Source organism: Streptomyces sp. MBT65 (genome assembly GCF_016612545.1).
GTDB lineage: Bacteria > Actinomycetota > Actinomycetes > Streptomycetales > Streptomycetaceae > Streptomyces.
On sequence record NZ_JAENRY010000092.1, the window covers coordinates 58,512 to 70,901 of the forward strand.

A 12,390-nucleotide genomic window follows, 5' to 3' on the forward strand; every position below is an offset into this window, starting at 1 on the left:
CGCCCTCAATGTCTCGCGGTAGACCGCGACGGCAGAGGGGCTGCAAGGCCCGGAGCGATGGGCCGAACGTCCCTGTCTGCAAGGTCAGTTGGCGGTGGGCAGCACGATCACCGGGCTGTGGGAGCGGTGCAGCAGGGTGTGCGCCACCGAACTCAGCCGCGGGCCGAACCGATGGGTTCGGTGGTGCGTGCCGACGACCACGACGGCACAGTCGCGCGTGGCCTCCAGCAGGGCGTGCGCCGGCCCGGTGCGGACCGTGCGGCTCTCGACCTGAACACCGGGGTGCTGTTCGCTCAGCCGGGACAGGACGAAGCGCGGAACGGAGTCCTCCGCCCGTCCCTGCTGGGCGAGTTGCTCCTGACCGGGGCTCGTCGCCGGGACCAGTGAGGGCAGTTCGGGGGTGATGTGCCGGTGGGTCCAGGAGTGCAGGACGTGCAGCGGGACACCGCGCCGCTCGGCCTCCTGGAAGGCGTAGAGCGCCGTGTCCTGGTCGCAGTCGCCCTCCAAGCCGAGCAGCACGGGCCGTCCGTCGTCGCACGGATGGTCGCCGCGGACGACGAGCAACGGGCTGTGCACCTGCGCGGCCAGCCGCAGGCTCACCGAGCCGAACAGCAGGCCGGCGATGCCGCCCATGCCCCGGGTTCCTACGACGGTGAGGTCAGCGCCCTCGCTCTCGCGCACGAGCGTGCGCACCGGGCCGCCGACGGCGTCCCTGGTCACCACCGTCAACTCGGGGTGGCGTGCTCCGACGCGCGTCACGGCGGACGCCAGGACCGGTCCGGCCTCGTCGCTGTCGGGCACGGCGTACACGACGGTCAGTTCGACGCCACGCCGCGCGGCCTCGTCCGCGGCGCAGTCCAGCGCCCGCACGGAGATCAGCGAACCGTCCACTCCGACGACTACATGATGGATAGTCATGTCCCGTTTCCCTTCTGACTGTTGTGTGCTCACGCTGTTCGGCGGGAAGGGGCCGCCAAGGCGCACAACGGCTCCGGCGACGATGCTCGTCCTCCGCGGATGCGCGGAGTCAGGGGCCGCAGGAACCTGCTGACACGCCGTACGGCCCATTCTTGAGGGCCGTACGGTCCAGGCATCGTCCGATGCGAAGGCAGAGGAACCTGAACTCCGCGGCGCTACGCGGGCGACACCGGAGTTGTCGGGTCCGTTCTTTGTTCGGGGACTTCAGCATCACCGACAACGGACTGAGGACAACGGTCGGGCAGCGCCCACTGCTCGGGATTGATCCGGTGTGCCAGCACGTACCAGTCGGCGACCGTCTGCTTCGAGAGCGAGCGCAGGCCGCAGTGTCGGTCGAGCCAGGTCAGCAGATCTGCGCCGGAAGGAAGGCCAGCCTCGGTGAGAAGACGCAGTGTGATCAGCGCCTCCGTCGTGGGAAGTGCTCCGGCGAGCGCGCCAGGTTCTTCATGGACGCCGTCGGATGCAGCGAACCCTTGGCTGAGCACATTGCGGATGCGTGCGGTGACGAAGCCCAGGGGGGACGGCGCCGGCAAAGAGCCAAGCGCAGACGTCCTCGGCAAGAGCGAGCAAGCGTTGTTCCAGAGTCACTTCCGTGAACTTAACCGCGTCGCGGACCCTCCGCCGTTCATGGCCCGTGAACGTGATCTCCGACAGTTCGACGTGAAGGAGCGCGGCGCTGTCCCCGACGTAGAAGCCCGACTGCGCTCAACGATCGTGAAACTGAAAGAGACCATCACGAACAAGAACGCCGAGCTTGCCCGCCTGCGTGAGGACGTCCCCGCGCTCGTCCGCGACCTCACTCTGCTCACTGCCAAGGATGAAACACTGCGCCAAGGGCTACAGCTGTCGACACCAACCATCATTCCCCTCCACGCAAGGACAAAAGACTAAATTACCCAGTTCATCGATCGGTTCTGGGCTAGCGTTTTGTCACGGGATGCACGGGGGTGGAGGGTAGATGGAGCAGGTGGACGACTTCGTCGGTCGCCGATGGGCTCTTAACATCGTCTTACAGAGCGTGAGCACGCCCTCCGGGGCAATATTGATCACGGGTCAGCCAGGCGCCGGAAAGTCGCGACTTGCACGGCGCGTCCTGGATGAGGTCACCGCTCAGCCGAGCGAAGGGGTCGTCACCGTGTGGCATGAGTGCCGTGCGAATGACGACAGCACTCTGGTTCCTTGGCAGTTGGTGACGCGGCTGATCCAGGTGTTGAGTGCTGCGTCGCCCGACTACGTAGCGGCCCTCAGCCGACGAGCTGGCGTGCCGATGACCCTGGTCTCGCGCGTCACGGTCGAGAATGCTTGCGGGTCACAGGTCAGCGGCGTGTCCATCGACTCCCTGTCACTGGCTGGCGAGTCGGCGCGTTCCGCGCTGATTCGGTACGTGCGTGGCCCGCTCGAGGAGGTTGACGCACCACCGGCTCTCGTGGTGTTGATCGACGGCCTCGACGAGGCGAACTCACCCGGTCTCGCGGCAGAGTTCGTGGACTTCGTCGTCCATGCGGTCGAGGGCCTACGACAGTCGCGGCTTGACGTCCGATTCGTGCTCACCTGCCGGACCGGTGAGCACGCGGTCCTGGAACGCGTGGCCAACCGGACACTGGACCTCGACCGGGATGAACCCAACCCCGGCGAGGACATGCACGCCTACTGCCAAGCGCGGCTTGCTTCGACGGTCGGGGGCGCCGAAAAGCTGGCCTGGAAACTGAGCGGCAAGGCGCGCGGCAACTACTTGTACTCCCGTTACGCGGTCAGCCTGCTGAACGAGCCGGGCGTGCCCATGGAGGCGAGCAGCCTGCCAGCTGGCCTGGACCGTTTGTACGAGACATTTCTCCAGCGCCGGGTCGCACACGATCTGCGTAGTCGGCGCTGGCGCGAGGAGGTACGTCCCGCCCTCGCGGTCATCTCGGTGGCCCGCGAGCCGGGGATCTCCTCCGATGATGTAGCGGACGTGCTCGCCCTTCCCCGATCGGTCGTCGGCGACGTCATCGCTGATCTGCAGGAATTTTTAAGGCTCGACGAGGCGACCGGATGCTGGCGGATCTTCCACGAATCGTTCCGTAGTTTTCTGCACAGCTGGGCACCGCTGAAGATCAGTGCAGAGGAGGCACACGTTGGTCTGGGCCATCGCTTCCTGGAAGATCCGCAGCACGCGTCCCAGTACCTGCGTGCGCACTTTGCGCATCATCTCAACCGCGCTGGGTTGCATGCGAGCCTGTGCGACTATGTGCTGCACGCCGAGGGCGTCCACGGCCTGCTGCGCGCCCTGCCTGTATCTCAGACCCAGAGCATCTGGCAGACAGCCTGTAAGTCTGCCCTTGAGCTCGCGGACCACCGACGGATGGCGGGGCTGCTCGCCCGGCGGCTGCAACCGTCTGCAGGGTCGAAGACCGGCGGGGCGCCCGACACCGAGGCGGGGGAGTCACTTCCCACTAACGCGTTCGGTGACCTCGGGGATTACGACGACGATGTGATCCGAAACCTGGCCTTGGCATGCCTCGATGCGCTGCGACCGTCGACCCGTTACCGCGCGGTGGAGCGGCTGAACCACATGATCTCTCGGTGCCGGTACATCGTTCAGCAGACCTTGCAGTACGAGGTCGCGGCGCTACTCGCCGACCTGCACGAGGCCGATGCACTGCACCATCTGGCCCGGGAGCTCGCGGACAGCATCCTCGACCACCGCGGGCTAGCGTTCATGCAGCGTTTCCGCATCGACCGAGGTGCAGTCGTGCCAGTTGTGACTGATGCGCTGGACACCGATTCCGAGCGGTACCGGTTCGGGCTCATGAAGTACGCCATCACGATATCGGAGCGCCGTCGCCGCAGCGCCGATGCTGCCGCCGCGGCGCACCTTGCCTATGTGAGAGAGGATCGCTGGGGCGGGCGAAACGCCTTCGAAGATGTTGCGACCGCGGCGGCGCTCCCGTGGATTCCTCGGACCAGTGCCGGAGACCTGTCTGGCATTCTGCGCCGCACGGCGAGGACACCCCTTTACCGTGCCGCGGTACTGAGCAGTGTCGGCCGACCCGAAGTGGCTGGCGATGCGCCGCACCGGGAGGCGGCGATCGCAGAGATGGAAAGCTGCCGGCTCGACACCGAGACCGGGGAGACCGGTCTGTGGTGGGATTTGTATTGCGCAATTGCCTGGCGAAGGCATGGCCATGCCGATCAAGCGCATCGCCTCCTCAACAGCGTTACCGACCGAATGCCGGACCTCGCGGGAGAGCCAGACGGCCGCTTCGTCGCCCCGGTTCACCGCGACGTCGTCCATGGCCCCTGTTTGCAAGGCCTGGTGTTGGAGTGCTCTCTGGAGCTGGCCACGCTCGGTGACTTCGAGCGCAGCAGGCGCCTCGCGGTCAGTCTGCTCGAGTTCGCAGCAGAGGACGGCGTCACCGCATTCCTGCATCTGGTACATCAGATGCAGGTGCGGGCAGTGGCAGAAAGCGAGATCACCAACAGCATCAAGCTGTTCTTCGCTCTAGCAGACCGGAATCTGCCTCGTCCGGCGGCCGATCTGGCCGCCTTCCAGGCGGCTCGCGGCTTCTCCGCGCTGATCGGGCCCCAACCGAACCTCCAGAGCATCATGGAAAAGCGTCTGCGGGGCTTATGCGCCGCTGAGCAGACTACACAGACCTCGGAGAGGGGCAAGGCTAGGGCCGTCCTCGCGTCCGCCCTGGCGTACGCCTTCGAGCGCTCCGGTGACACCGGAGTGAGAGATCAATGTTTGAGCATCAGCCGCGCCGAGGCGACGCGGCAACTCGCTGGTGCAGAGGACTACATAGATCTCACATTATTCCGGTACCTGGCTCTCAGTGACGAGGCATCACCCGTCGCTAACCTGCTCCGAGACCGCGAGCCCAGCGGGCTGCGCGACTACATCACCTATCTGCGTGACTATCTGGCAGACCGTGACGATCACATGGGCGTCGCTCGGCTGAGCGCACTCCTCGACGATGACCCGGAAACCCTGTCGACGGCCTGCCTCCAGCTCCGTGCGCTGGAATATCCAATTGCGGCGACGGCCGTCGTAGAGATATGCCGCACCCTCACAGACTCCTCAATTCCACGGTCCCTGCTCCTCGCGTACGCCATCGACATGGTGGCTGACGGACGTGAAGTGATCCACGAAGAGATCGACCACGAAATCGAAGCGGCAAAGGCCAGTCTGCGGAATCACGATCAGTATCGCTCTCCGCGGGACCGATATCCCTTTGATTATCAACTGGCCCTAGCCCTAGCGCGCTCAGGCCGGACAGAGGAGGCCCTGCGATGGCAGGAGGCAGCAGTCTGCGGCTACGACCAGTCCGTCGAGTGGTATCGAATCGGGGGGATTCCCCTCGGCGGAAATCCGTACTACAACGACAGGTTCGAGGCTCCCGACTACGAGGCATTCGAGGAAAGCGTCGCTTACAACATGCTGGACGCCGACCGTGAGCTCGCCGCAGCCCTGGCCGCTGCTGGCGAAACAGGGCCAGCCCGCGATATGGCCCTGGCAATAGCAGCCGACCGTGATCGACTTGTCGATCTTCTTTACGGCTCCGCGGCCGATCTTGACATGCGGAGCAAAATGGCCCTGCGCGCCGCCGCGGAATGCGGAGCGGCAGACATCCTGAACTCGTTCCTCAAGCAGGTCCGCAACCGGGCGCTGGCGGCGGCCTGGGCCGCTGACCACATCGAGACGAGTTCGCTGTGCCATCGCCCGCCCGTTCATCTGGGCTCTCTGTCACAGCTCGCGGCGGCCACCATGGGAAACACGGCCTGCATGGCGAGAGCCCTTGCGGCATTGATAGTGGCCGACCCGGCAATGGTAGTCGAAATCAGCTCGGCCCGGTGGTTGGACATCCTCGCACACGAAAAGGGACGATTCGATGGTTGAGCCACTGAGTATTGCCGTGCTTACCGGCGTTGCACTCACCGACGGCATCAAGTTCCTCTACGGACAGGCAGACGCGATCCTGAAGCGTCGCGCCGAGAACAGGCAAGCAGCGACCCGTGGCGAGGAGACACGAGCGGAGCTGGTGCCGGTGCAAACCCCTAACGTTATTGAGGGACAGCTGCAACCCATCCGCATCGATCCGAACGCAGCCGAGGAACTGGCAGATGTGCTCAAGGACTTGCGCCGGCAGCTCGAAGACTACGCGCAGGGGTACGAGACGCCACCCGACGGCAACCTCGACGTGCTGCGCGCGACGCAGGATCTGAGGGACGCGATCGAGGATGTGATCGGCCAACGGATCACATTCCGCGGGGAAAACCGCGACTCGACCGGTACACCTGTGGTGACAGGGCAGCTCACCATCCAGGAAATCCAAGGCCGAGCGGTGGCCGTTCATGTAGAGGATGTCCGGTCAGGCATAGTTCATGGCGAGCTCAAGGCAGACAAGGTCTCAGACGGTGGCGAGGCTAACGCGGTGCGCATCACAAAGCTCGGTCACTAACCAATCAGCGTGCAGTGAGATGTTTTCATCCTGACGCGGCTGCGAGGTGCAGAGTGAGCACGGCCTTGACGATCGCAGTGATGCGGTTGGTGCTGCAGCGCAACTTCCGCAGCAGACGCCAGTTCTTGAGCATGACCATGGCCTGCTCACCGACGCAGCGGATCTTGGCGTGAGTGGTGTTGTGGCGTCGTTGCCACCGCTTGAGGCGTCGACCCTTGAACGGGACTCGAACGTTCCCAACCGCGCCCTGATACGCCTTATCGGCCCAGCACTTGAGGCCGGCCTCCGCAAGGGCGTCAATGATTCCGTGCTCGCGTGCCGCCGTCAGGTCATGTGTCGCGCCGGGCAGTGCGGGCGACGCTCACAGCAGCCGTCCGAACGGATCGGTCAGCACCTGAACGTTCATACCGTGATGCCGCTTCTTACCGGAGTAGTAGGGCCGGTCGGCGGCGATCCGGTTGATCGGCATCACGGTGCCGCCCAGGATCACGCACGCCTTCGAACGGGCCATCACCATTGCCTCGTTGAGCGTGGCACAAGCGCGGCCAGAACGTCGATCGCCTCGCGAACGTAGCGGTACACAGTGGCAATCCCGATGCCGAACCCGGCCGCGAGCTGCGCATACATGTCGCCACACCGCAGATGGGCCAGGGCGAGCAGAGCCTGGCGTCGAGGAGTCAGTCTCCGCCACCGACTGCCTATCTCCCGACATCGCGCCGCCAGCACCCGACTCAGGTGACGGAGGTGCACGGTGGACAGATTGATGGCCGACGGATAGACAAGCACACGGAGCTCCTGGAACGACGGCTGATCTTGGTCGACAACTCGTCTACCAGGAGCTTCTACGTTCCGCAGGCCCATCCAACTCCGAGTCACCCCGGGCAGGTTGGAAGGTGCTCAGTGCCGACCTGTTGGTGCGCGGCCCGCTCGGCGGGCCGCGCTGTGAGCTCCCGGTCACCTCCCCTGGTTCAACACACTGACTTGCCAAGGAACGTCGGTTCCATCGGTGATTCGGGCGTCCACCAGGCACCGTGTCGTTGCTCGCTCACAGACGTTCCTTGTCCTGCTGCTCTGCCACGGCTCGGGCGAACGCCTCCAGGCCGCTCCTCGGGTGCATGTACACGTAGCGGTCGGCCGCGTGGACCTGCACGGTGTTGAGCTCGTCGACGACGGAACGGGGCACGGTGCCCATGACGTTCTCCGGCCCCAGCGCCAGCAGATGCCCTGGACCGATGGGCAGGACCAGGGTGTTGGCGTCGCCGAAGGCCATACCGTACGAAGTGTTCGTCCCGTCCCGGCACAGGGTCACCGCTGGGTTGTCCCCGATCAGGAACTGGCCGGTCTCGGGCATGAGCACTTCCAGCCGCCAAGTCGACGCCATGGCCCGCACCTTGTAGAACGTGTCCTCGATGCTGGTGCGGAAGATCTTCCCGCTCGCATGGTCACGGACGACCGCGGACCGGTCGATGAGACGCTCGGCGAAGGCGCCCAGCGAGTCCGAGCCGGTCAGGTGCAGCCCTGTCTCGCGCAGCGCCTCGCGGCCCGACTGCGCCGGGTAGTTCCTGACGAGTTGGCCGACCAGACCCACGCGTGCCCGAGCGAAGGCGTCGATGTGCACGCGGCGGTAGTGGTACGACCGGACGTAGTGGAGCACGACCAGATCATGAAGGGCAGCCGCATGAAGCGGGTCGACGAAGGGGGTGCCTGCGTGCACGGCGGACAACGCTGCCGGGACGCGCTGCTCCACCGCGCACCACAGCTCTTCGGCGGAGACCGAGTCAAACGCGACGAAGTTCTCGGCCCAGCCGCAGGCTCGTGTGCCTTTCAGCTTGTGCCGGCGCCTCGGGTTGCGCAGGTCGAACGGGAGTAGTTGCCGCCCGCTGCCTTTCGGCCCGGGCACGGTGAACTGCCTGAGCAGGACCTGGGAGACAAGGTGCTGCCGCGATATTTGTTGTGCCGTTCCCACACGTCGGATTGTGCCAAGCGCCCGTCGCCGGTGCTAAGGGTTTACGGACAGGAAGCTCACAGCAGGGCGTTCGGGGCGGATCGCTCGGGCCGTCATCAGGTCGCACCAGTGAGGTCCACCCCGTACATCGAGCGCCCGCCCACGAGTTCACGTCCCGTCACCAGCTCGGGCTCGACTCGGACGAACACCTCCTGGGACGAGGGAACCCAGGAACTCGGGCCGGTTCGGACCAGGCGTTCGTGCTCGGCCGGGTCGGTCACCACAGTGGCCGACCCGGTGACGACGACGCTCCAGCCGGAGTGCGCGACGGCGTCGACCTCGTCGGCCTCGAAGGCGACGACCGAGCCGCTGATCGCGCGCACCAGCTCCGAGGCCGCGGAGGTACGCAGCAGCACCGCCCCGTCGTGGTCCAGACAGAAGTTCACCGGCAGTACGGCGGGCAGGGCCTGGCGGGTGTGCACGATGCGGCCAACGCGTGCCTGCCCCAGTCGGCGCAGGCACTCGTGTCGTTCCAGTTCGCGGAATCCGTCGTTGGAATACATCAGCCAGTCCATCTCTCGCCCTGTGCGCAGGTCTGCGGGTCTGTGGGTGTCACTCCATGTTTCGCCGTGCAGGATCGGCGGGTGAGGGGCCATCAGTCCCGCTCGCTTCGGAGAACGTCCCTTGGCGCGTGGTGATCCGACGTCCGGTGAGGCTCAGCGCGTCGATACGGACCCACTCCTCGCGTGAGCCGCCGGCCCACGGCGTGCTGAACGCGTGCTCCGTCAGGCGCTGTACGTCGTCCGCGTCGGTCACGGTCCGCGCCCGGCCGATTGCCAGCACGCTCCAGCCTTCGCTGAACGCGTCGTCGATACGGTCGATCTCGAAGGTCACCTGGCAGCCCGCAGCCCGGGACGGCATCGCGCCGGGAGCGGTCCTGTAGACGATCGCGCCGTCGACCACGCTGTAGTTGACGGGCACGATGACGGGTCCCGAGACAGTGGGTATCGCGACCCTGCCCACCCCGTGCGTCGACAGCAGCTCGCGGCACTCCTGGACGGTCAGTTCGGTGAACGTCGGGTCGGAGCCGGCTCGCCCCTGGCCGGGCGTCCGGTCGCTGTCGCCTCCGGCGAGGTCGGTCACGGTGGTGTCCAGAACCTCGGCGAGCCGGAGCAGAACGCTCCGGCCCGGAGCGGCACCGGGGACCTCCTCCAGGTACTGGAGGTAGCTCGCCGCCACGCCCGCCTGGGCGGCCGCCTCCTCCCGGGAGAGGTCAAGTGCCGTGCGCCGTACGGCGATCCGGCGTCCGAGGTCACCCGTGGGTGAACCCTCCGTCACGTTCAGCGGGAACGGGTCAGGCATGGCTGGTCACGTCCTTTCGTCCTGTCGCCTGGACGGCGACTTCCTCGTGCCGGGTCCCGCCGAGCACCACTTTGAGGGCGCCGGTGTCGGCGGCCTTGGCGAAGACGTCGTACGCCTCCTCCATGCGGTCCAGCGGGAAGGTGTGGGTGACCAGTGCGCCGGTGGGCAGTCGGCCGGCCGCGGCCATGCGCAGCAGGGTGGGTGTGGAGTGGGTGTCGACCAGGCCGGTGGTGATGGTGATGTTCTTGATCCACAGGTCTTCGAGGTGCAGGGTCGCGGGCTTGCCGTGGACGCCGACGTTGGCGACGTGCCCACCGGGGCGCACCATGCGGGTGCACAGCTCGAAGGTCTCCGGTACGCCGACCGCCTCGATGACGACGTCGGCCCCCATGCCGTCGGTGAGATCGGCGATGAGCTGCTCGGGGGTTTCGCGGGCGTCCACGACGGCGTCGGCACCGAACCGCTTCGCGGCGTCCAGCCGGGCGGCGGCCAGGTCCACGGCGACGACGCGCTCGGGCGAGAACAGCCGGGCGGTGGCGATGGCGGCCAGTCCGACCGGGCCGGCGCCGACGACGGCGACGGTGTCTCCGGGGCGCACCTGCCCGTTGAGCACGCCCACCTCGTATCCGGTGGGGAAGATGTCCGCCAGCAGCACGGCGTCCCTGGCGTCCAGGGTGCTGGGCAGCGGGTGGACGGAGAGGTCGGCGTGCGGGACGCGGACGTACTCGGCCTGGGTGCCGTCGATGAGATGGCCGAGGATCCAGCCCCCGCCTCCGCGGCACTGGCCGTACATGGCCCTGCGGCAGTAGGCGCAGCGCCCGCAGGCGGTGATGCAGGAGACCAGGACCCGGTCCCCGGGCCGTACGGTCCGCACGTCGGAGCCCGCTTCCACGACCTCGCCGACCGCCTCGTGGCCGAGGATCGTGCCGGGACGCACCTCGGGCACGTCGCCCTTGAGGATGTGCAGGTCGGTTCCGCAGATGGTGACGGCGTCGACGCGCACGATCACGTCGGTGGCGTCCTTGATGCCGGGATCCGGGACGGTGTCCCAGGAGGACTGTCCCGGTCCGTGGAAGACGAGACCCTTCATGACGTTCCTTCCCCACTCGGTCGGCTGCCCCCGCGTGTCCAGCGTGTCCGGGTCCGTCGGTCCTGGCTTGGGCCGGTCGGCCCTCATCGGCCGGACGAACGGGGTCGTCCCGACCAAGCGGCCACCGGGTGGGCCGAACGGCCCAGGTCGAACAGTTGGACAGGTCCGGTCGGCCCTTCCGGGCGGGACCAACTGGCCGATTGGCTCGCACCATGACCGAGATCCACACCCCCGCCACCGCACTGCGCTCCTCGGAACGCGTGATCGCCGGGACGACCGTCATGGAGCTGCACGGCGAGATCGACCTGCTCACGGGGCAGCCACTGTCGGCGCGCCTGGACATGCTGACCGCCGTCTCCTGCCCCGATCTCGTACTGGACCTGCGCGCCCTGTCGTTCATCGACTGTGCCGGGCTGGGTGTCCTGTGCCGGGCGCAGAACCGGATCGCGGCCCGGGGCGGACGGCTCCGGTTCGTCACGGGCAAGACGGGTTTCCTGCGGATCGTGCGCCACGCCCGGCTCAGCGATGTCTTCGAGATCCACGCACGGCTGTCGAACGCCTTGGCCTCCAAGCCAGAGTCCGGCGACGCCTCCGCCACAGCGGGCTGAACGGCCCGTCCAGGCCCGGGAGGCGGTGCCGATCGGGCACCTGCCAGGCCCTGTTCGGCCCATACGACCCCGGATTCCGGGCTGACACCTTCGTCATGAAGACCACGACAAGGAGGTGCGGACTCATGGGCAGGAACAGGCGTCTGAAGAAGCGGCTGTGGCGGTTGCGGAGCAACCCGTTGCGTCGGCACGACGACATCGTCGAAGCCTGGATCGTCCTCGTCGTGTGGGCGGTCGTCGCGGTGGGCGGCGCGCTCGCCTGCCTGGTGACGTACCACGCCGGCGACGAGGTGTTCGCCGCGCAGCGTGCCGAGCGGTACTCCGTGCGGGCGGTGCTCCTCACCGACACCCCGCCCTCCACCTCGACGGCCGACGGGGCCCCCGACCAGATCCGGGCGAAGATCCGCTGGACGACCGCCGACGGCACCCGCCGTACGGGCAGCACGCTGGTGGAGGCGGGGCAGAAAGCCGGATCCAAGGTTGTGGTCTGGGTCGACGCCGCGGGCAATCTCACCATCGAACCGCCGAGTCGGACCGAGGCGACTCTCGAATCCGCCTTCCTGGGCCTGACCGCCGCGCTCGCCCTCGCCGGCCTGGCGTTCGGCACCGGGGCCGTCGCACGGTACCGGCTGGACCAGCGCCGTATCGACTCCTGGGGCACGGAATGGAACCTCGTGGGACCGAGCTGGGGGCGCAAGACGAGCTAACGCACGGCACCGCACAAAAAGGCACGATGAATTGCCGCCCCGCTGACGCCAACCGTTGAAAAACGAATCCGCGCACCGCTACCGCCGGACACCGACGCTCCGGCGGCAGCCCTCCCCTCCTCGGCTACCGTGCGCCCCGTACAAGGAGGAGTGAGCGATGAACGCGGAGAGAGCCCTGACGGGCACGGGTGGGTTGAAGCGGCGGCTGGGCCTGTCCGACGCCGTGGTGATCGGGCTGGGGTCGATGATCGGCGCCGGG

At 67.0% G+C, this 12,390-nt stretch carries 11 protein-coding genes and 1 pseudogene; 5 read left to right on the top strand and 7 right to left on the bottom strand.

Features of this window, described 5'->3' with window-relative positions:
• Positions 1 to 84: 84 nt before the first annotated feature.
• The gene (locus tag JHN63_RS22200; protein WP_200682861.1) at positions 85 to 918 is read right to left on the bottom strand and encodes a universal stress protein; all 834 of its coding nucleotides are present in this window, start codon (positions 916 to 918) and stop codon (positions 85 to 87) included.
• 215 nt (positions 919 to 1,133) lie between these two features.
• On the bottom strand, positions 1,134 to 1,463 hold the full coding sequence (locus JHN63_RS22205; protein ID WP_200682862.1) for a hypothetical protein: 330 nt from the start codon (positions 1,461 to 1,463) through the stop codon (positions 1,134 to 1,136).
• A 16-nt stretch (positions 1,464 to 1,479) separates the two neighbouring features.
• Here JHN63_RS22205 and JHN63_RS22210 point away from each other — a divergent pair, with 16 nt between their 5' ends.
• From JHN63_RS22210 to JHN63_RS22220, 3 genes are all read left to right on the top strand, one after another.
• Positions 1,480 to 1,869: a hypothetical protein gene (locus JHN63_RS22210; RefSeq protein WP_200682863.1), complete on the top strand. Its 390-nt coding sequence runs from the start codon at positions 1,480 to 1,482 to the stop codon at positions 1,867 to 1,869.
• 67 nt (positions 1,870 to 1,936) lie between these two features.
• Positions 1,937 to 5,857, top strand: coding sequence for an AAA family ATPase (locus JHN63_RS22215; protein ID WP_200682864.1), 3,921 nt, complete (start codon positions 1,937 to 1,939; stop codon positions 5,855 to 5,857).
• Positions 5,850 to 6,419, top strand: coding sequence for a hypothetical protein (locus JHN63_RS22220; protein WP_200682865.1), 570 nt, complete (start codon positions 5,850 to 5,852; stop codon positions 6,417 to 6,419). The genes JHN63_RS22215 and JHN63_RS22220 overlap by 8 nt, the downstream gene beginning before the upstream one ends.
• 25 nt (positions 6,420 to 6,444) lie before the next feature.
• Here JHN63_RS22220 and JHN63_RS22225 read toward each other — a convergent pair.
• From JHN63_RS22225 to JHN63_RS22245, 5 genes and pseudogenes are all read right to left on the bottom strand, one after another.
• Positions 6,445 to 7,205 (bottom strand): annotated as a pseudogene (locus JHN63_RS22225) (transposase family protein).
• A gap of 259 nt (positions 7,206 to 7,464) precedes the next feature.
• Positions 7,465 to 8,385 (bottom strand): DUF4238 domain-containing protein, encoded by a 921-nt coding sequence (locus tag JHN63_RS22230; RefSeq protein ID WP_200682866.1) that lies wholly within the window; start codon positions 8,383 to 8,385, stop codon positions 7,465 to 7,467.
• A 95-nt stretch (positions 8,386 to 8,480) separates the two neighbouring features.
• On the bottom strand, positions 8,481 to 8,927 hold the full coding sequence (locus JHN63_RS22235) for a pyridoxamine 5'-phosphate oxidase family protein (protein WP_200682867.1): 447 nt from the start codon (positions 8,925 to 8,927) through the stop codon (positions 8,481 to 8,483).
• Between the two features lie 49 nt (positions 8,928 to 8,976).
• Complete coding sequence (locus tag JHN63_RS22240) at positions 8,977 to 9,726, bottom strand: pyridoxamine 5'-phosphate oxidase family protein (protein ID WP_200682868.1); 750 nt, start codon at positions 9,724 to 9,726, stop codon at positions 8,977 to 8,979.
• The gene (locus tag JHN63_RS22245) at positions 9,719 to 10,816 is read right to left on the bottom strand and encodes a zinc-dependent alcohol dehydrogenase family protein (RefSeq protein WP_200682869.1); all 1,098 of its coding nucleotides are present in this window, start codon (positions 10,814 to 10,816) and stop codon (positions 9,719 to 9,721) included. The genes JHN63_RS22240 and JHN63_RS22245 overlap by 8 nt, the downstream gene beginning before the upstream one ends.
• A 212-nt stretch (positions 10,817 to 11,028) precedes the next feature.
• On the opposite strand from JHN63_RS22245, the gene JHN63_RS22250 reads away from it, so the two are divergent.
• A complete protein-coding gene (locus JHN63_RS22250; protein WP_200682870.1) occupies positions 11,029 to 11,424 on the top strand; it encodes an STAS domain-containing protein in 396 nt (131 codons plus the stop codon).
• Positions 11,425 to 11,549: 125 nt separating this feature from the next.
• The gene (locus JHN63_RS22255) at positions 11,550 to 12,131 is read left to right on the top strand and encodes a hypothetical protein (RefSeq protein WP_200682871.1); all 582 of its coding nucleotides are present in this window, start codon (positions 11,550 to 11,552) and stop codon (positions 12,129 to 12,131) included.
• The last annotated feature ends 259 nt before the right edge of the window (positions 12,132 to 12,390 follow it).